This window comes from Amycolatopsis sp. VC5-11 (assembly GCF_037034185.1).
GTDB classification, from domain to species: Bacteria; Actinomycetota; Actinomycetes; order Mycobacteriales; family Pseudonocardiaceae; genus Amycolatopsis; species Amycolatopsis nivea.
In genome coordinates, this window is the sequence record NZ_JBAGKF010000028.1 from 28518 (window position 1) to 47831 (window position 19314).

17 protein-coding genes are annotated in these 19314 nt (G+C 70.6%); 2 read left to right on the plus strand and 15 right to left on the minus strand.

Annotated elements, in window-relative coordinates:
• Window positions 1-5: 5 nt before the first annotated feature.
• Genes WA670_RS42275 through WA670_RS42300 form a run of 6 tightly spaced genes read right to left on the minus strand, consistent with a single transcriptional unit; the run spans window position 6 to window position 6905 of the window.
• Window positions 6-770 carry an enoyl-CoA hydratase/isomerase family protein gene (locus tag WA670_RS42275; RefSeq protein WP_037819311.1) on the minus strand — a complete coding sequence of 255 codons (765 nt, stop codon included), beginning with the start codon at window positions 768-770 and terminating at the stop codon, window positions 6-8.
• Window positions 763-2748, minus strand: coding sequence for an acetyl/propionyl/methylcrotonyl-CoA carboxylase subunit alpha (locus WA670_RS42280; RefSeq protein WP_134730734.1), 1986 nt, complete (start codon window positions 2746-2748; stop codon window positions 763-765). The genes WA670_RS42275 and WA670_RS42280 overlap by 8 nt, the downstream gene beginning before the upstream one ends.
• Before the next feature lie 11 nt (window positions 2749-2759).
• Window positions 2760-4358: an acyl-CoA carboxylase subunit beta gene (locus WA670_RS42285; RefSeq protein WP_134730736.1), complete on the minus strand. Its 1599-nt coding sequence runs from the start codon at window positions 4356-4358 to the stop codon at window positions 2760-2762.
• A complete protein-coding gene (locus tag WA670_RS42290; protein WP_134730738.1) occupies window positions 4355-5203 on the minus strand; it encodes a phosphate acyltransferase in 849 nt (282 codons plus the stop codon). Before WA670_RS42290 ends, WA670_RS42285 begins: the two co-directional genes overlap by 4 nt.
• Complete coding sequence (locus WA670_RS42295) at window positions 5200-5535, minus strand: AtuA-related protein (RefSeq protein ID WP_134666877.1); 336 nt, start codon at window positions 5533-5535, stop codon at window positions 5200-5202. Before WA670_RS42295 ends, WA670_RS42290 begins: the two co-directional genes overlap by 4 nt.
• Window positions 5532-6905: an acyclic terpene utilization AtuA family protein gene (locus WA670_RS42300; protein WP_134730740.1), complete on the minus strand. Its 1374-nt coding sequence runs from the start codon at window positions 6903-6905 to the stop codon at window positions 5532-5534. The genes WA670_RS42295 and WA670_RS42300 overlap by 4 nt, the downstream gene beginning before the upstream one ends.
• A gap of 195 nt (window positions 6906-7100) precedes the next feature.
• Between WA670_RS42300 and WA670_RS42305 the strand changes: the two genes are divergently transcribed.
• Window positions 7101-8687: an AMP-binding protein gene (locus WA670_RS42305; protein WP_134730742.1), complete on the plus strand. Its 1587-nt coding sequence runs from the start codon at window positions 7101-7103 to the stop codon at window positions 8685-8687.
• Here the strand turns inward: WA670_RS42305 and WA670_RS42310 are convergent.
• The 9 genes from WA670_RS42310 to WA670_RS42350 all read right to left on the minus strand — a co-directional run bounded on the left by WA670_RS42310 (window position 8672) and on the right by WA670_RS42350 (window position 18337).
• Complete coding sequence (locus WA670_RS42310) at window positions 8672-9217, minus strand: GNAT family N-acetyltransferase (RefSeq protein ID WP_336161783.1); 546 nt, start codon at window positions 9215-9217, stop codon at window positions 8672-8674. The genes WA670_RS42305 and WA670_RS42310 overlap by 16 nt on opposite strands.
• 75 nt (window positions 9218-9292) lie before the next feature.
• Window positions 9293-10687: an MATE family efflux transporter gene (locus tag WA670_RS42315; protein ID WP_336161784.1), complete on the minus strand. Its 1395-nt coding sequence runs from the start codon at window positions 10685-10687 to the stop codon at window positions 9293-9295.
• A 20-nt stretch (window positions 10688-10707) separates the two neighbouring features.
• Window positions 10708-11763, minus strand: a complete 1056-nt coding sequence (locus WA670_RS42320; RefSeq protein WP_336161786.1) for a PLP-dependent cysteine synthase family protein — start codon at window positions 11761-11763, stop codon at window positions 10708-10710.
• Window positions 11760-13100, minus strand: coding sequence for an alanine racemase (locus WA670_RS42325; protein ID WP_336161788.1), 1341 nt, complete (start codon window positions 13098-13100; stop codon window positions 11760-11762). The genes WA670_RS42320 and WA670_RS42325 overlap by 4 nt, the downstream gene beginning before the upstream one ends.
• Window positions 13091-14071: an ornithine cyclodeaminase gene (locus WA670_RS42330; RefSeq protein ID WP_336161789.1), complete on the minus strand. Its 981-nt coding sequence runs from the start codon at window positions 14069-14071 to the stop codon at window positions 13091-13093. The genes WA670_RS42325 and WA670_RS42330 overlap by 10 nt, the downstream gene beginning before the upstream one ends.
• 293 nt (window positions 14072-14364) lie before the next feature.
• Window positions 14365-15123 carry an ABC transporter ATP-binding protein gene (locus WA670_RS42335; protein WP_336161791.1) on the minus strand — a complete coding sequence of 253 codons (759 nt, stop codon included), beginning with the start codon at window positions 15121-15123 and terminating at the stop codon, window positions 14365-14367.
• On the minus strand, window positions 15114-16196 hold the full coding sequence (locus WA670_RS42340; RefSeq protein ID WP_336161793.1) for a FecCD family ABC transporter permease: 1083 nt from the start codon (window positions 16194-16196) through the stop codon (window positions 15114-15116). Before WA670_RS42340 ends, WA670_RS42335 begins: the two co-directional genes overlap by 10 nt.
• A complete protein-coding gene (locus tag WA670_RS42345) occupies window positions 16193-17374 on the minus strand; it encodes an ABC transporter substrate-binding protein (RefSeq protein WP_336161795.1) in 1182 nt (393 codons plus the stop codon). Before WA670_RS42345 ends, WA670_RS42340 begins: the two co-directional genes overlap by 4 nt.
• Before the next feature lie 126 nt (window positions 17375-17500).
• Window positions 17501-18337 carry a helix-turn-helix transcriptional regulator gene (locus tag WA670_RS42350; protein ID WP_336161797.1) on the minus strand — a complete coding sequence of 279 codons (837 nt, stop codon included), beginning with the start codon at window positions 18335-18337 and terminating at the stop codon, window positions 17501-17503.
• 101 nt (window positions 18338-18438) lie between these two features.
• Here WA670_RS42350 and WA670_RS42355 point away from each other — a divergent pair, with 101 nt between their 5' ends.
• Complete coding sequence (locus WA670_RS42355) at window positions 18439-19314, plus strand: alpha/beta hydrolase (RefSeq protein WP_336161799.1); 876 nt, start codon at window positions 18439-18441, stop codon at window positions 19312-19314.

The window sequence follows — 19314 nt, forward strand, 5'->3', positions numbered from 1 at the left end:
GTCGATCATCGCGCCCGCCACTGCGGCGCCCGCTTCTCGGCGAACGCGCGCGGACCCTCCTGCGCGTCCTCGCTCAGATAGACCGGTTCCCAGATCCGCTCAGCCACCTCGAAGGCATCCGACCGGCCGTGCTCGGCGACCGCGTACACCATTTCCTTCGCCGCCCGGACCGAAAGCGGTGCGTTGGCGGCGATGCGGGCGACCAGTTCCCGTGTCGCGTCAAGCAGTTCCGCGCCCGGCACCACGCGGTTCACCAGCCCGATCTCGTAAGCGCGCCGGGCGCTGATCGGCTCGCCGGTCACCAGGATCTCCATCGCGACGCGCGGCGGGACCAGCCACGGCAGCGGCGCGGCCCACGGCGAGCCGCGGCCGACTTTCGCTTCCGACACCGCGAACTTCGCCTCTTCCGCCGCGATGACCAGGTCCGCGGACTGTGCGAGCAGGAAGCCGCCGCCGTACGCGCCGCCGTTCACCGCGGCGACGACCGGTTTGGCGAGCTTCAGCGTGCGGCCGGGTTGGGGCACGAAGTCCGGCGGTGGCACAGTGAGCTTGGTACTCGCCATCTCCTTCAAATCGCCGCCCGCGCAGAACGCCCGGTCCCCGGCCCCGGTCAGCACGATCACCGAAACCGCCGGATCAGCGTCCGCCTCCTCGAAGCGCGCTTTCAGGCCGCGCCGGACCGCCGCGTTGAGCGCGTTGCGCGCCTCCGGCCGGTTGATGGTGATCCACGCGGCGCCGTCTTCCACCGCGTATCGGACCTCGTCAGCCATTCTCGCCTCCCGCACCGGTTTCCTCGAGCACGATCAGCACGGTTCCGGTGTCCACAGTGGACCCTTCAGCGACCGGGACGCTGCCCACGACGGCGTCGGCGGGCGCGGTGACGGCGTGCTCCATCTTCATCGCCTCCAGCACGATCAGCTGCTGCCCGGCCCGCACCTGCTCGCCGGGCGCGACCGCCACCCGGATCACCGTGCCCGGCATCGGCGCGACCAGCGACCCCTCCAGCAGATGGTCGGCGGCGTCCGGGAACCGCGGCAGCACCGCCAGTTCGACCGTCCCGCCCGGCCAGCCCGCGTAGACGGTCGCGCCGGCCCGGTCGATCGAGAACGCCCGGCGCACGCCGTCCACGACGAGATCCGCGTGCTGCGGCGTGCAGGCGTGGATGACGACCTCGTGCGGCTCGCCGTCCACTTCGAACCGGACGTCGCGGCCGAGCCGGTAGCCGACGGCCAGTTCGCGGTCCAGGTGCCGGTACGACCGCGTCTGCAGTTGCGCGGGCGAGGACCGGAAACCCGACGTCACGTGCGGCAGGACCCGCGCCGACGCCCGTTCGTGCGCTTGCTCGGCCAGCGCGGTCGCGAGCGCCGCGGCGCGCACCACCTCGGCGTCGTCGACCTCGATCAGCGTCGAGGGCCGGCGCCGGTCGAGGAAATGCGTGTCGATCCGCGCTGCGGCGAACTCCGGGTGTTCGAGGATGCCGACCAGCAGCGCCCGGTTGGTGGTGACGCCGTGCACGCGGGCCCGCCGGAGCGCCCGGACGAGCCGCGCGGTCGCTTCTTCCCGCGTCCGCCCGTAGCCGACGACCTTCGCCAGCATCGGGTCGTAGTTGGTGGACACCACCGAACCCGACTCGACGCCGCCGTCGACCCGCAGCCCCTCGGTTTCCGGGATCTCGAAGCGGTCCAGCAGACCGGCCGCGGGCAGGAAATCGCGCGCCGGGTCCTCGGCGTAGAGCCGGGCTTCGATCGCGTGCCCGCGGATCCGCGGCTCGTGCGCCTCCGGCGGCAGCGGCGCCCCGGCGGCGACCTCCAGCTGGAGCCGCACCAGGTCGAGGCCGGTGACCAGCTCGGTGACCGGGTGCTCCACCTGCAGCCGCGTGTTGACCTCGAGGAAGAAGAACCCTCCGTCCGGCGCGACGATGAACTCCACCGTGCCCGCCCCGACGTAGCCGAGCGCGCGCCCGGCGTCCACCGCGGCCGCGCCCATCCGGGCCCGCAGCTGCTCGTCCACCACCGGCGACGGGGCTTCCTCGACGATCTTCTGGTGCCGCCGCTGGATCGAGCACTCCCGTTCGTTCAGGTGCACCACGGTGCCGTGCCGGTCGCCGAAGATCTGGATCTCGATGTGCCGCGGATTGTCCACGTAGTGCTCGAGGAACACCGTGTCGTCGCCGAACGCCGCTCCGGCCTCGCGGCGGGCCGACGCGATCGCCTCGAGCAGCTCGCCCGGTTCGCGCACCACCCGCATGCCGCGCCCGCCGCCGCCGAACGACGCCTTGACCAGCACCGGCCAGCCGATGTCGGCGGCGATGCCGAGCACCTTGTCGTCGGCGACGCCGGTCAGGTCGCGCCCGGGCAGCACCGGCACGCCGGCGCGCTCCATCATCTCCCGCGCGGTCAGCTTGCTGCCCATCGCGGCGATCGCTTCGGCGGGCGGACCGACGAACGTGACGCCCGCGGCCTCGCACGCCCGCGCGAATCCCGCGTTCTCCGAAAGGAAACCGTAGCCGGGGTGGATCGCGTCCGCGCCGACCCGTTCCGCTGCGGCCAGCACCCGGTCGGCGCGCAGGTACGACTCGGCCGGCGTAGCCCCGCCGAGCGGGACCGCTTCGTCGGCCTCGTGCACGAACGGCGCGTCGGCGTCCGGATCGGCATAGACCGCGACCGTGGCGATGCCGAGTTCGCGGCACGTCCGGAAGACCCGGCGGGCGATCTCGCCGCGGTTGGCGACCAGCACCTTGGTGATCATGTGTCCCTCGCCTACATCCGGAAGACCCCGAACCCGCGGGTCCCCTCGATCTCGTTGTTGTGGCACATCGACAGGGCGATGCCGAGCGTGTCCCGCGTGTCGCGGGGGTCGATCACGCCGTCGTCGTAGCACTGGCCGCTCATGTACAGCGCGAGCGATTCGGCCTCGATCCGTTCCGCCAGTTCGGCGCGGCGGCGCGCGTCGGCCTCCTCGTCGAACGGCCGCCCGGCCGCGGCGGCGGCTTGCCGGGCGACGATCGACATCACCCCGGCCAGCTGCTCCGGGCCCATGATCGCGGTCTTCGAGTTCGGCCAGGTGAACAGCAGCCGCGGATCGTAGGAGCGGCCGGACATGCCGTAGTTGCCCGCGCCGTAGGAGGCGGCCAGGTTGACCGTCAGGTGCGGCACCCGGCTGTTGGTGACGGCGTTGATCATCTTCGAGCCGTCCTTGATCATGCCGTTCTGCTCGTACTGCGTGCCGACCATGAACCCGGTGGTGTTCTGCAGGAAGACCAGCGGGGTGTCGGTCTGGTTGCACAGCAGGATGAACTCGCTGCCCTTCTTGGCCTCCTCGTTGAACAGCACGCCGCGCGCGTTCGCCAGGATGCCGACCGGGAAGCCGTGGATCGAGGCCCAGCCGGTGACCAGAGCCGTGCCGTAGAGCGGTTTGTACTCCTCGAACCGGGAGCCGTCCACGATCCGCGCGACCACCTCGCGCGGGTCGAACGGGACCTTCAGGTCGACCGACGCGATCGACAGCAGGTCCTCGGCCGGGTACAGCGGTTCGTCGGCCGGTTCGGTCGGGCCGGGGCCGAGCTTGCGCCAGTTCAGGTGCTCCACGATCTCCCGGCCGAGCGACAGGCATTCGTGCTCGTCCCGGGCGAGGTAGTCGGCCAGCCCGGACGTGCGGGCGTGCATGTCCGCGCCGCCGAGGCTTTCGTCGTCGGCGTCCTCGCCGGTGGCCATTTTCACCAGCGGCGGGCCGCCGAGGAACACCTTCGCCTGGTTCTGCACCATCACCGCGTAATCGCACATGCCCGGCACGTACGCGCCGCCCGCGGTCGAGTTGCCGAAGACCAGCGCGATGGTCGGGATCCCGGCCGCCGACAGCGCGGTCAGCTCGTGGAACAGGCGCCCGGCCGGGACGAACAGCTCGGCCTGGCGTTCCAGGTCGCCGCCGCCGGACTCGACCAGGTTGATCACCGGGAGCCGGTTCTCGCGGGCGATCTGCATGGCCCGCAGCACTTTCTTCCAGGTGTAGGGGTTCGACGCGCCGCCGCGCACGGTCGGATCGTGCCCGACGATCATGCATTCGACCCCGCTGACCACGCCGATGCCGGTGACGACGCTCGCGCCGACCGGGTATTCGGTGCCCCAGGCCGCGACGCCGCCCAGCTCCAGGAACGGCGCGTCCCGGTCGAGCAGCAGCTCGATCCGTTCCCGCACCAGGAGCCGGCCGCGTTTCCGGTGCCGTGCCACGTATTTCTCGCCGCCGCCGTCGACCGCGCGGCCGAGCTGGCGGCGCAGTTCGGCCAGCCGTTCGAGGTTGCCCTCGCGGTTGGCGGCCGCGGTCGCCGAGGAGAAGTCGAACGTACTCGTGAGTGTCTTCATCCGGCCTGGATTCCTTTCCCGCACCGGGTCCGCGCCGCCGCTCCGGCGAGCAGCGCGGCGGTTTCGGCGATGTCGCCGGCGCTGCAGCCGCGCGAGAGGTCCGCCCAGGGCCGGCGCAGGCCGAGGACGAACGACCCGAGCGCCCGGGCGCCGCCGACCCGTTCGGCGACCTTGTACGCGATGTTTCCCGCCTCCAGCGACGGGAAGACCAGCACATTGGCCCCGCCCGCCAGCACCGAGCCGGGCGCCTTGCGCGCCGCCACGCCCGCGTCCACCGCGACGTCGAACTGGATTTCCCCGTCGGCGACCAGGTCCGGCCGAGCCGCGCGCAGCAGCCGGGTCGCCTCCCGGACCTTGTCCGCGCGCGGGTGGACCGCGCTGCCGCTGGTGGAGAACGACAGCAGCGCCACCCGCGGCTCGGTCCCGAACAATGCCTGGTGGTGATCGGCCGCCGCGGCGGCGATCCGCGCCAGCTGCGCCGCGTCCGGGTCGGGCACGACCACGCAATCGGCGTAGGTGGCCCACGTGCCGTGGTGGCGGATCGCGAAGCAGCCGCACACGAGGTCCGCGGTCCGCAGCTGTCGGATGCCCGCCCGCAGCACTGCCGCGCTGGTGGTGAGGCTGCCGCTGACGCCCGCGGCGAGCCCGGCCGGTTCCAGCACCCGGGCCAGGTAGTCCACTGTGGACTCGCCAGGCGGCGGGGTCAGCTCCTCGGCGCCCGGGGGTACGGTGCCGGGCGCGGCGCCGATCAGCACCGGCGTGATGCCGCCCTGCTCCACCAGCCGGGCCGCCGCTTCGATCACCCGCTCGTCGCTCGCGTCGGCGAGTCCGATTCGGACGGTCATCGCGCGAGGTCCGCGGGAACGTCGAATTCCATTTGCAGCAGCCCGAGCGAAAGGGTTTTGCCTTGCGCGTCCGTGCGCAGCGAAGCCGCTCCGCCGCCGTCGAGCGCGTCGTGGAGGATGAAGTTCAGTGCCCGCAGGTTCGGCAGTTCGTAGCGTACGACCTCGCCGCGGCACAGCGCGCGGAAATGCGCGGCGACGCGTTCAGCGGTCAGGTTCTCCCGGAGGAACTCGTACGCCGCGTCGGTTTCGGTCCAGACGCCGATGTTCGCGTCCGCGCCTTTGTCACCGGAGCGCGCCGAAGCGAACTCGCGCAACTGCGTCGTCCTGGTCATGCCGCCACCTCGCTGACTCGCACTGCCGGGCGCACCGCGGATTTCTCGAGCAACGCGGGCCAGAACCCGACGATCGCGCTGGCCTTGGGCCGCCCGCCGGCGAAACCGGTCAGCCCGGGCGGGCCGGACGTCAGCAACGAGGCCAGTTCCGCGCCGAGCCGGTCGACCGCCGCCTTGTCCTGCGACCGGACCGACACCCGCAGCACGACTTCCGACGGCGGCGCGGCCGGCTCCGGCAGCATTCCCTCGTACAGCACGTTGGTGCCGACGACCTCCACCCGGCAGTCTTCCGCGGGAAACCGCACGCCGTCCTCGGCGAGCCGCGCCAGCAGAAGATCAGCGGTGCAGCGCGCTTTCGCCGCCGCGTCCGGGCCGCCGACGGTCAGCTGCGCGGTGGTGCGCCAGCCGTCGAGCGTGCTGACGGAAACCTTGTAGGTGTCGGTGGGCGCGCTGCCGCGCACGCCATGCACGCGGACGCGGTCCGGGCCGTCCTGGGTCAGCTGGATCGAGGTGAAGTCCGCGACGACGTCCGGCGTGAGATACCGGGCGGGGTCGCCGAGTTCGTAAAGCAGCTGCGCGGTGACGGTGCCGACGTCGACCAGTCCCCCGGTGCCCGGTTTCTTGGTCAGGACGAATTCGCCGGATTCGCCGACCTCCGCGATCGGGTAGCCGATGCCGGCCAGGTCGGGCACGGATTCCCAGCGGTCGTAGTTGCCGCCGGTGCTCTGCGTGCCGCATTCGAGCAGGTGCCCGGCGACGGTGCCGGCCGCGAGCCGGTCGTAGTCGCTCGCGGTCCAGCCGAACTCGTGGATGAGCGGGGCGAGCACGAGCGACGGGTCGGTCACGCGCCCGGTGACGACGATGTCCGCGCCGTCGGCCAGCGCTTCGGCGATCGGGAACGCGCCCAGGTAGACGTTCGCGCTCTGCACGCGCGCCAGCTCGCCGGCCAGCGGAGTGCCGGTCGTGAGGTTCGCCAGCGCGTGCCCGTCCTCGATGAGCGCGGGCAGCCTGGCGAGGATGTCGTCACCGCCGACCGTGGCGACCCGGACCGGGACGCCGAGCCGCCGCGCGACCTCCTCGACCGCGGCCGCGCACGCCGCCGGGTTCACCCCGCCCGCGTTCGCGACGATCTTGATGCCGTGCTCCGCGCAGTCCGGAAGGATCCGCTCGAGCTGCGCGACGAAGTCCGTCGCGTACCCGGCCTCGGGGTTCCGCGCCCGCAGCTTCTGCATGATGCTCATCGTGACCTCGGCCAGGAAGTCCATCGTCAGATAGCCGATGCCGCCGCCGCGCACCAGCTGCAGCGGCCCGCGCACCGAATCGCCCCAGAAGCCCTGGCCGTTGCCGATCGAGACGGTTCTGCCGGTCATGACCCCTCCTCGCTAGTGAATTGCTATTCACTATGGACATCCCGCTCGCGCCTGTCAAGACGAGCCCCGCGCCGTGATCGCCGCGCTGGCATCCGGCCCGGGCACGCGTTACAGTGCCGCATTAGTGAATGGGAACTCACCTGAAGATCCCGGAGGACCGCCCCGGTCGGGATTCCCGCGATCCGTGGAGGAGCAATGGAGCTCGCCGCCAACCTGATCCAGCGCGTCAACGTCGCGGATTCCCTCCGCCGGAGCGCCGCCGCCCGCCCGGACCGCCCGGCGCTCGTCGACGGCCCGCGCGCCTGGACCTACGCCGAACTGGACGACTGGGTCGACCGCCTCGCCGGCGGCTTGTCGGCGAAGGGCTACGAGCGCGGCGACGTCCTCGCCCTCGCGTCCGGCAACAGCGCGGAATTCCTCGCGGCCTACTACGCCTGCGCCCGGCTGGGCGTCGTCTGCGTGCCGATCAACCTGGGCTGGCGGCCGAAGGAAGTCGGCTACGTGCTGACCCACTCCCGAGCCCGCGGCCTGGTCGTGGAAACCCAACTGGTCGCGACGATGGCCGAGTCGCTCGCCGAATGCGCCCAGGTGTCCGACGTCTTTGTCGCGCCCGGCACCGATGCGCAGTGGTCCCCGGCGCCGACGGACCGCTCCTGGACCACGCTGGAGGAGGTCGCCGCTGGACCGGCCGCCCCGGGAGAAACCCTGGTGGCCGACCGCGATCCGCTGAGCTACCTCTACACGTCCGGCACCACGTCGTTCCCCAAGGGCGTCGTCGGCACGCATCTGGGCATCTACCTGGAATCCATGTCAGCCGCCCTGGACAACGGCTGGAGCGCGGCCGACCGGTTCCTGGCGATGATGCCGATGTTCCACACCGCGCAGCTCAACGCGTTCTGCACGCCCGCGGTCCTCGTGGGCGCGACAGTGCACATCCATCGCGGTTTCGAGCCCGAACGCTTCCTCGAAACGATCGAAGGCGAAGGGATCACCCAGGTGTTCGGCCTGCCGATGATGTACCGGGCAGCGCTGGAACACGCGTCGTTCGGCGCGCGGGACCTGTCTTCGCTGCGCCGCGCCACCTACGCGATGGCCCCGATGCCCGAAGCCCAGATCAAGGCCTGCCTGGACGGCTACGGCTGCGAATTCGCGCTGCTGTTCGGGCAGACCGAGATGTCGCCGGTCACCACCCTGTTCCGGCCCGAGCACCAGCTCACCCACGTCGGCGCCGTAGGCACCCCGCTCACCGGCGTCCACGTCGCGATCATGGACGAGCAGGGCGAGCTGCTGCCTCGCGGGGAAACCGGCGAGATCGTCTACCGTGGACCGTCCACAATGGAGGGATACCTGCGCGACCCGGACGCGACGGAAACCGCGTTCCGGCACGGCTGGTTCCACTCCGGCGACGTCGGCCGGTTCGGCCCCGACGGCGTGCTGTGGTTCACCGACCGGGCGAAGGACGTCATCAAGACCGGCGGCGAGAACGTCGCGTCTCTGGAGGTGGAACGCGCGGTCTACGACGCCGAGCCGAACGTCGCGGAGGTCGTCGTCGTAGGGCTGCCGCACGAACGCTGGACGGAGGCGATCACCGCGGTCGTCGTCCCGAAACCCGGCTGCCGGATCGACGCGGAAACCCTGCGCACCGCGCTCAAGGACCGGCTGGACGGGTACAAGGTGCCGAAGGCGGTGATTGTCGCCGACGAACTGCCGCGCACTTCGACGGGGAAGATCCAGAAGAACGTGGTCCGGGAACAGCACGCGAACCACTACGGGGAGCGGTGAAGGAGCCCCTGTTCGGCACACCACTCCTCAGCGAGCAGCCCGAGCACGACCTGGTCGGCGACCCACGCGGCGCGCCGCAAGGTGCCCTCCGGCACGAAGCCCGCGGCGGACGCGGACCGGATCATGGCGACGTTGTCTGCCAGCGTTTCGGCTTGGAGCCGCTGCAGACCGCGGACGGTGAAGCCGTAGTGGCACAGGATCTGTACCACGTCGGCACCGAGGCCCTGACCTCGATAATCCGGGCGGAGAGCGACACCAACGTGCGCGGTCCGGTTGTGGAGATCGATGCCCCACAGCAACGCTTCTCCCGCCAGCGTGTTGTCCGCGAGCCGTACCACTGAGAAGCACGCAGCGTCGTCGACGGGATCGGATACCGCATACGGACACTCCGCGGAACCCGGCGGAATCGGCCGCCACGGGCGGGAATCGGCCCGCGAGCGGACCGCGACGTCGTCGTAGAGTTCGGCCTGCAGGATCGAGACGTCAGCCTCGTGCCGGGCGCGGAGTGCGACCGATTTTCCGGTGAGCATTCCCGGTTCTTACCGGATTGTGCCGCGAAATCCCAATCTATTTCCGGCGTCGCGCGAAGCTGGTGTCGTCGCAGATCACACCGCGGACAGTGTCGGCGTACTAGCGAGCTCCTGAGTGAACTTCCGGAGCAGCAGCACCGCGGTCGCACCGAAGCCGAAGCACAGTCCGAGCCAGATCCCGGGTCCGTGCCAGCCTAGGCCGAAGCCGCACAGCACCATGACGGGAATGCCGATCACCCAATAGCCGAGCAGGGTCGCGCGGAAGCCGCTTTTCGTGTTGCCCAGGCCGCGCAGCAGGCCGACGCAGACGTTCTGCGCTCCCTTCAGGTACTGCTGCGCGATCCCGAAGAACAGCAGCGTGTACGCCAGCGACAGCACTTCCGGCGGCGGGTGCTTCTCCAGGAACAGCCCGAGCACCCAGCCCGGCGCGACGAGATACACCAGGCCCGCCGCCGTCATCGCGGCCACCGACAGAGTCAGCGCCTGCCGCGCGATCCGGGTGACCTCAGGACGGTCGTGGCGGCTCACCGCCCGGCTGATCAGGATCGACGAACCTTGGGACAGGCCGATGTTCAGCTGGTACACGATGTAGACGAGCTGGTTCACCACGCTTTGCGCGGCCAGCGTCGCCGGGCCGAAGCTGCCCATGAGCACCGTCGCGACGGAGGTGATGCCGGCTTCGGAACCGTAGGTGAGGCTGATCGGGATCCCCAGGCGGAGGATTTCGCGCGCCATCGGCAGTTCCCGGCGGCTGAAGCCCGCCGACAGCAGGGGCGCGAGATGGTCGTCGCGGCGCAGGATCAGCAGGAACGCGAAGCAGTTCAGGAACTGCACGATCGTGGTGGCCAGCCCGACGCCGGGGGCGCCGAGTTCCGGGAACCCGAACCAGCCGTAGCCGAATCCGCCGTCCAGCAGGATGTTGACGCCCACCGAGCCGATGGTCACCCACAGCAGGGACCCCGGACGGCGCATGCCGACGGCGAATTGGCGCAGCACGTTGAGCCACAGCATCGGGATCAGTCCGGGGGCGAGCGCGAGCATCGTCGGGCGGGCCAGTGCGAGCACGTCGGCGTCCTGGCCGAACCAGGTCAAGGTGTAGCCCAGTCCGATCAGGACCAGCGCGGCCAGCAGGCCGACCGCCGTCGCCACGAGGAAGGACGCGCGCACGGTGTCGCGGACCTCGGTGCGCGCCTGCTCGTCCAACTGGTCGGGGCCAGCACGGGTTTCGCCGCGGCCCGCCGCTGCGGCGACGAGGTTGCCGACCGCGGTGACGGTGCCCACGCACATCGTGCGGACCTGGTTGTACAGGGTGATCGCCAGTCCGCCCGCCGCGATCGCGCGCACGCTCATCCCGCCGAGCATCGCCAGGTCGGTCGTGGTGAGCGCGACCTGCGCGAGCTGGATCCCGGCGATCGGCACGGACACGGCGAGCAGCGGGCGGTACCCGGCCAGCCAGCGGGTCGGGGGCATTGCGCGGTCCTTCCTCGTGTTCACGACACCCACTGCAGTGCGTGGCCGACCTCAGTATGTCGCGTCAGCCGTTGCAGGACTTGCTCTTCGACGTCCGGCGCGAGCAGCCCGTGCCCGCGCAGCCATTCGTCGTCGTAAACGCTGTCCAGGTACTTCTCGCCCGCGTCGCACACCAGCACCACCGCGGTGCTGCCCGGCGGCAGTGCGTCGATCCGTTCCAGCGCAACGTGAATCGCGCCGCCCGCGGATCCGCCGACCATCAGGCCGGTGTGCCGCGCCAGCGCGCGGGCGGTCGCGAACGCGTCCACATCGGACGCCTGCACGCCCTCGTCGATCAGCTCCGGGCACACGTTCTTCCCGACCGGGAACCCCGCGGGACTGCCGCTTCCGGTCTGCCGGTACGGGCCGGGCGGGGCGCCGAAGATGATCGAACCGTCCGGTTCCACGGCGATCGTCCGCGCCGGGCAGCGCAGCCGGCGCAGCTCCCGGGCCGTGCCGCAGAGGGACCCGCCGGTGCCGATCGCGCCGATCAGCCAGTCGATCTGCCCGGCGTCGGCGAGCAGTTCCTTCGCCAGTTCCCGGTAGCCGCCGCCGTTTCCGGGATGGTTGTGCTGGTCGGGCCAGTAAGCCTCGCGGTCCGCCGCGACCAGCTCGGCGGCGACCCGGCGGCGTTCGACCGAACGAAGCGTGCCGCTGCCGTCGTCGGCCACGTAGACGAGTTCCGCGCCGAGCGCCTTCATGGCGCGCAGTTTGTCTTTGCTGGCATGGTGATCGACCACCGCGGTGAACCGGTACCCCCGTTCGAGCGCGGCGAGCGCCAGCCCCAGCCCGGTGTTGCCCGAGGTCGGTTCGACGATCCGGCCGCCCGGCCGCAGCCTGCCCTCGCGTTCCGCGTCGGCGATCATCTGCTCGGCCATGCGCACCTTCGCCGAACCGGTCGGATTGAACTGTTCGAGCTTGAGCAGCAGGCGAACGCCCGTACCTGTCGTGCACAGTTCGAACAACGGCGTGCGCCCGATCAGCTCCGACACGTGCGAGACGATGCCGCGGCCGCGGCGCGGGATGAACTCGTTCACCGGCCCTCCCCCTCGATCCGCCAGCCCGCGCCGGGCAGGTCCAGCACGACCCGCGCGGGCAGCGGAAGGCCGTGGAAGCGGGTTTCGTTCTTGTCCATCTGGTATCCGGCGGTGTTCGGGTACACGAGCAGGTCGCCGTGCGCGGGCGGCCGGGGGAACGGGATCTTCCGCCAGCTGAGCATGTCGTATTCGAGACAGCTCGAACCGCCCACGCAGGCTGCGACCGGTTCGCCGGGCCCGTCGGCGGGCCACAGCACCGGGTCGGGCAGGAACTCGCTGCCCTTCCACTGTTCGGAGACGCTCATGCTGAGCCCGGCCACGGTCACGATCCCGTAGCCGCCGCGTTCCTTGAAGCCCTGCACCGGGAAGACGGTGAACCCGGCCTGGTCCAGCAGCGCCCGCCCCGGTTCCAGCAGCAGCTCCGTCCCGGTGCGGGCGAATTCGGCGGCGATCGTCTCCCCGCCGGACGCCGGGCTCGCCAGCACCTCGGCCAGCATCTCCGCGCCGGTCGGCGACTGGTGGTAGGGATAGAAGTGGGTGAACGTCTGTCCATTGTGGAACCAGGACGGCCGGTACTCCTCGGTGAACCGCGTCCAATCCGCCGGTTCGAGATAGCTCGCCGCGAACCCGCCGCCGATCGAGACCGCCGCCGCGGGCAGCCCGAACTCCCGCGCCCGCAGGCATTGCGCGAGCGCCGCCGCGGCCATCCGCGCGCGCGGCGCGACCTCGTATCCCCCGAGATGGAAGGAAAAACCTTCCATCCGCACCGCGGAACCCGCGTCCGCGCACCGGTGCAGCGCCGCGGTCACCTCGTCCGGGGTGAGCCCGAACCGGCTTCCCGGCGCGGTGTCCGGCACCAGTCGCAGCAGGATCCGGACCGGCTCGGCGGAGCGGCCGATCGCGAGCACCCGGTCCAGTTCGTCGAGCGCGTCGACCGCCACCAAACTCCGGTGCCGGGCCGCCAGCCAGACGAGATCGCCGCTCTTCGCCGCCCCGGTGACCATGACGTCCTCGCCGCGCACGCCGCCCGCCAGCGCAGCCACCAGCTCGGGCACGCTGGCCACGTCGACGCCCGCCCCGGCGTTCGCGCACTCCGGTGCCCAGCAGGCCGAACGGTTCGCCTTCTTGCCGAAATACACCTGCCCGGACACTCCCGCGGCGACGAGCGCGTCGGTGAACGCGGCGAGGTTGTCCGCGAACCGCGGCGGGTGCAGCACGTGGAACGGACCGCCCACCGCGCGGGTGATTTCGCCCAGCAGCACCGGATCCTCTTGCGCCTGCCGGGCCCAGTCCGCCTGGCGGGCCGGCAGGGAGATCGTCGACGTCGTCAGCTCCACAGCCGCACCCGCGTCCCTCGGCCGGCCTCGATCGCACGGGTCGCCAGCGCGTGCGCGACCGGGATGTCGGTGATCACCATTCCGCTGCTGAAGGCGAACACGCGGTCCGACGGATGACGCCGTCCAGGTTTGCGCCCGGCGAGCACGTCCGGGAATTCCGCGTCGATGGTCGCCTTCCCTTCTCCGTCGTCGAAACGGGAACCGGTCACGCCGAGCTGGCCCTCGCTCGTCGCGAGCGCGTAGTCGGCGTCCCGCAGCGACGAGGAGTCGACTCCCTTGCTGGACACCGAAATGAGCAATCCACCCGGTTTCAGCCAGCTCGTCTTGACCTTCGGATGCGCGGCCCGCCCGGACGCCGCGACCGCGATGTCCGCCTCGGCGACGGCTTCCGGCACGTCGTCGACGATTTCGACCTCCCGGTCCGGGAAATACCGGTGGAACGCGTCCACGCAGGCCTGGATCCCCTCCGGCGCGGTACCGAAGAGCATCAGCCGTTCCAGGCCGGGCAGCGCGGTCTGCAGATACGGCAGGGTGAGCTGGCCCTGCACTCCGGTGCCGATCAGCAATGCCGACCGAGCGTCCGGTTTGGCGCATTCCTGCGCGATCAGCGCCGTGGTCGCCGGGGTCCGGGACGCTCCGACGCGGTCGCAGTCCATCAGCGCGAACGGCAGTCCGGTCGTGTCGTCGTACAGGCTGATCACCGTGTAGTACTTGTCCCGGTTGTCGTTTCCCTGCCGGTACGAGGTCTTGAATCCGACCTGCTGGGAATTCGCGTCGAATCCGAGCATCGAGTAGGCGACCGCGTCCCGCGCCTGGTCCGGCAGCGGCATCATGAGCTTCGTCGGACAGCGGGAATCCCCGGCCGCCAGCGCGAGATATCCTTGCCGTACCGCGGAAATCACGTCCTCCGGGCCCAGCGCCACGTCGGCCAGATCGCTGCGGGTGAACACGTGGAAATCGGGCTGCGTCATCTGAAAAATCCCTCACCATCGAAACGGGGAACCGTGCGCGTGGAAATCGGGTCTCCGGCCGGGAAGCGCATTCCCGGCGGTCCGCGGGCGGCTGCGTCGACCGCGTCGCAGCGACGGTAACCGACCCGTCACACTTAGGCAAGGCTCACCTAACTTTCTCCGGCCGTCGAAGTATCCTCCGGCACCGCGGGCCCAGCCCGGCCTGGGAAAACGGTCCGCCCCAGTACTCGCGCCGTGAAGCACCTCACACCGCTGCCTCGCCCGGCAAAACCGTTGCGGCACAAGAAAAGTGTTCAGAGGCTGTCGGCGATCGCGACCGTCAGCACCCCGTTGGCGGCGTGCTGGACGGTTCCCTCCACCTCGTAGACCTCGCCGAGCAGGTCCGCGGTGATCACCTCGGCGGGTGATCCCGACGAATGCACCGTTCCCTCGTGCAGCACGACGATCCGGTCCGCGATCCGGGCCGCGAGCGACAGGTCGTGCACCACCGCCACCACCGCCGCGGGCTGGTCGCGGGCGAGCTCCCGGACGATCCGCAGCACCCGCAGCTGGTTGCGCAGGTCCAGATTGCTCGTCGGCTCGTCGAGCAGCAACACGTCGGGTCTGCGCGTCATCGCCTGCGCCAGGCCGACCATCTGCCGCTGCCCTCCGGAGAGATCGGACAGCCGCCGGGTGGCGAGCCCGTCCAGGCCCAGCCTCAGCAGGGTCGCCGCCACCCGGTCGTCGTGGTCCCGTCCGCCGCCGCCCAGCTTCCGGGCGACCAGCACCGCCTCGAAGACCGTCAGCGAACTCGGCGGCGGCGGATCCTGGGGCAGGTAAAGGATTCCGCCGCCGTCCGGGCGTGCGGCCGCGTCGCGCCCGGACAGCCGGACTCTCCCCCGGACCCGGTGGAACCCCGCGACGCACCGCAGCAACGTCGACTTCCCCGAACCGTTGGGCCCGACGATCGCGGTCACCTCCGGCGCCCGCACCTCGGGCAGCGTCACCTCGCGCAGCACCGGAGTGCGCCCGTAGCCGAACGCGAGCCGTTCGACGTGCAGGGTCAGGTCCACAGCGTCCTCCTGCGGGACAGGATCAGCCCGAGAAAGACCGGCACCCCGACGATCGAGGTGACGATCCCGACCGGGACGAGCACGCCGGGCACGAGCAGTTTCGCCACCAGCGACGACGCACACAGCAGAAAGGCCCCGCCGAACAGGGACGCGGTGACGAAATAGCGCTGGTCCTCCCCCACCAGCATCCGCGCGATGTGCGGGCCGACCAGCCCGACGAACCCGATGCTGCCCGCGATCGACACCGCCGTCGCCGCGACGAGGGAAATCCCCGCCAGCACCACGATCCGCACCCGCTCGACCCGCACGCCCAGCGCCCGCGCCCGGTCGTCGCCGAGCCGCATCGCGGTCAGTTTCCAGGAAGCCCGCAGCACCAGCGGAACCGCGACGAGCACGACGACCGCGAGCATCCCGACCTGCGGCCAGGTCGCCCGGCTCAGGCTGCCCAGCGTCCAGAACACGACCTGCTGCAGCTGCGCTTCCGACGCCACGTACTGCATCAGCGACAGCAGCGCGGTGAACAGGAACACCATCGCGATCCCCAGCAGCACCATGGTTTCCGTGTGCGGGCCGCGCACCACGCTGAACGCGATGATCACCGCGCTGGTCAGCATCGCGAAAATCCACGCCATCCCGGCCGTGCCGACCAGCCCGAGAACCGGGATCGCCGACACGCCCGCCACCAGGCTCAGCGCCGCCCCGAAACTCGCCGCGGCCGACACCCCGAGCGTGAACGGCTCGGCCAGCGGATTGTTCAGCACGGTCTGCATTTCCGCCCCGGCCAGCGACAACGCCGCGCCGACGAGCACCGCGGTCGCCGTCATCGGCATCCGGAGGTGCCAGACGATCTCCGTGTCCATCGCCGGCGCGTCCCACGGCGTGAAGATCGCCCGCACCGTGTCCCCGATCCCGAGCGCCTCGCCGCCGACCGCGATGTCCGCCACAGCCACGGCAATCGTCAGCAGCACCAACGCCGTCACGGTCAGCCGTTTGCGCCGGGCCCGGCCGCGGTGTGCGTCGACGACCTCCGCGACGCGGACTTCCGGGCTCGCCAGCTCAGCCTGAGCCGTCACGGCAGCTCCGTCCAGAACGTGCCCTGGTACGGGACCGGCAGGAATTTCGCGTGCAGCTCACGGATCGTCGCGTCGGGATCGACGTCCTGGAACAGGTCCGGGTGAAGCCACTTGGCGAACCACTCCACGGCGAGGAAGTTGTACGGCGAATCGTAGAAGTGGTGCCACGCCGCGTACGTCCGATGCTCGCGAACCGCTTTCAGCTGCGGAAATCCCGCCTGTTTCTGGACGATCGACTGCAACTGGGCCTTGGCGTCCTCCGGTTTCTCGGCGTATCCGAGCGACACGAACGAACCCGCCTTCGCCGGGGTGCCGGGTGCCCAGTCCGCACCGGTCGCGATGACGACGTCCGGGTTCCGGCTCAAGACTGTCTCCGGCGAAACCGTCCCCTGCCGCGTTTTCAGCACGTCGTCGGCCAGATTCGCGCCGCCCGCGAAGGTGACGATCTTGGCGAGATTGGACTTCGCGAAGCTGGAACAGCAGTCGAAATACCCCGGCGCACGCCACAGGAATGTCGGCGTCGGCGGCTGGTGAGCATTGTCCAGCCGCGACCGGACCCGATCTATGGCCGACTGGTAATAAGCCGCGAACGCGTCCGCCCGGGCGGTCCGGCCGGTCAGCTTGCCCATCAACCGCACCGACGGGACCGTGTTCCCGAGCGGATTCTCGAAGTAGTCGACCACGACGGTCGGAACGCCGACCCGGTCGAGCTTGTCCACGACGCCCGAATCCTGCGCCGCCTTGAAGTTCGCCGCGCTGATCACGAACACGTCCGGCCGGAGCCGGAGCGCCGCCTCGACCGAGAACGACCCGTCGTACACCTGCCCGGTGCGCTGGATCCGGTCGAGCCCGGGGAACGCCTTCCGGTACTGCTGCCAGGAATCGGGATCGTTCTGCTCCAGGTCGTTCGGCAACCCGACGATCCCCCGCAGCGGATCCTCCTTGTCCAGCAACGCGGTCGTGTACAGCATCCGCGCCCCGTCGAGCAGAATCCGCTTCGCCGGCACCGGAACCTCCACCTTCCGCCCCAGCACGTCGGTGAGCGGCTGTTTGGCAGCACCGGCGTCCGCGCCTTGCGGCGCCGAACACGCCCCGGCCGCCAGGACCGCCGCCAGCAGGACTGCGCCCGGCCGGAGCCGTTCCGGACGTCGACGAAGCCAGGTCAGGAAGTTAGGCATGCCTTACCTTAACAGCGGACCCGCCGTGCGCAATGCCCTGACCGAATCGCCCCGATTCGGCCGGATTCATCCATGCGAAACCGAGAATGCGTCCCGCCCGATTCCGCGGACCAGAAGAACTGCGTTTCAGCGAGCTTGCTCGGGAGACCACTGCAGCAGGAATCGCAGCGCCTCCTCGCTCGGCGAACCCGGTTCCGCGGTATAGGCGACCAGCAGCTGCTCCGGATGAGTGTCCACTGTGAACTGCTGCACGTCGAGTTCGAGCCGCCCGGCGACCGGATGGCGATAGACCTTCGACAGCGCACGCGGCCCGCGCACCTGGTGATCCGCCCACCACCGCCGGAAATCCGGGTCCCGCACGCTCAGCTCGCCGACCAGCGCGCTCAACGCCGGATCGTGCGGCGTGCGTCCGGCTTCCATCCGCAGCACCGAAACGCACTCGCGCGCAGCCCGCGGCCAATCGGCGTACAGCGACCGGAACGATTCGTCCACAAAGGTCAGCCGGATGAGATTCCGCTCAACCACCGGCAATTTCTCGAAGTCGATGAGCAAGGCGGCGCTTCCGCGGTTCCAGGCCAGCACGTCCATCCGGCGGTGCAGCACCATGGCCGGAACGTCGCGCATCGTGTCCAGCAACTGCCGCAGCCGGGGCGCGACCTCGGGCCGGGCCGGTTGCCGCGGGGAGACCGGCGCGACGTCGGCGACCGTGAAGAGGTACGCGCGTTCGTCCGGCGCGAGTTGCAGGGCATCGGCCAGCGCGTCGAGCACCGACCGGGAAACGCGGTTCGTGCGGCCCTGTTCGAGCCGCACGACGTAGTCGATGCTGAGGTGTGCGAGCTGAGCCAGCTCCTCGCGCCGCAACCCGGGGACGCGCCGCCGTCGTCCGTCGTCCGGATACCCCGCCTGCCGCGGATCGAGCGCCGCCCGGCGGGCGCGCAGGAAGTCGCCCAGTTCGCTTGCCATGCCACCAGTGTGCCGTGCGGGCCGGGCCGCTTGCCTGGTACTGGGATGCATAGGCAGCACTGTCCCTGGTTCAGACCCTGGACCGCGCCGAAGCTGGAGACATGCGAAACGACATCTCCTTCCTCAGCAACAACCTCCGCATCGCCGCCCACCTCTATCTCCCGGACACCCCCGGCCCGCACCCCGCGCTGGTCGTCGGGCACCCGGGCACCGGTGTCAAGGAACAGACCGCGGGCTCGTACGCCGAGCTGATGGCCGCGCAGGGCTACGCCGCTCTCGCCTTCGACGCCGCTTACCAGGGCGAAAGCGAGGGCCTGCCGCGCGGACTCGAAGACCCTGCTCAGCGAGTCGAGGACTTCAAAGCCGCCGTCGGCTACCTGACCGGCCACGAGGACATCGACCCCGACCGGATCGGCTTGCTCGGCATCTGCGCGTCCGGCGGCTACTCGCTGACCGCCGCCTCCACCGACCGCCGAGTGCGAGCCGTCGCCACGATCAGTGCCGCCGACGTCTCCCGCCAGCTGCGCCTCGGCGCCGACGGAACCCAGGACCCGGCGGTGTTCGACTCGATGCTGACCGCTTCCCGCACCGCGCCCGGCGGCCTGCCGGTCTTCCCCGCGAACGAACAGGAAGCCCGCGCCGCCGGCCAGCACGCCTACGAGGGCTGGGAGTACTACCGCACCCCGCGCGGCGCGCACCCCCGCTCCGCCAAGACGCTGACCTGGGACAGCATCGACCGGCTCGCGTTCTTCGACGCGTTCGCACCGCTCTCGCTGCTCGGGCCGCGGCCGCTGCTGATGATCGTCGGCGACCGCGCCGAGACCATGTGGATGAGCATCGAGGCGTTCCAGCGGGCCACCGGTCCGAAGGAGATGTTCCGAGTCCCCGGAGCGTCCCATGTGGACCTTTACGACCGCCCGGCGGCGGTCGGCCCGGCCGCGGAAAAGCTGGCCGAGTTCTTCGGCAAGCACCTGTGA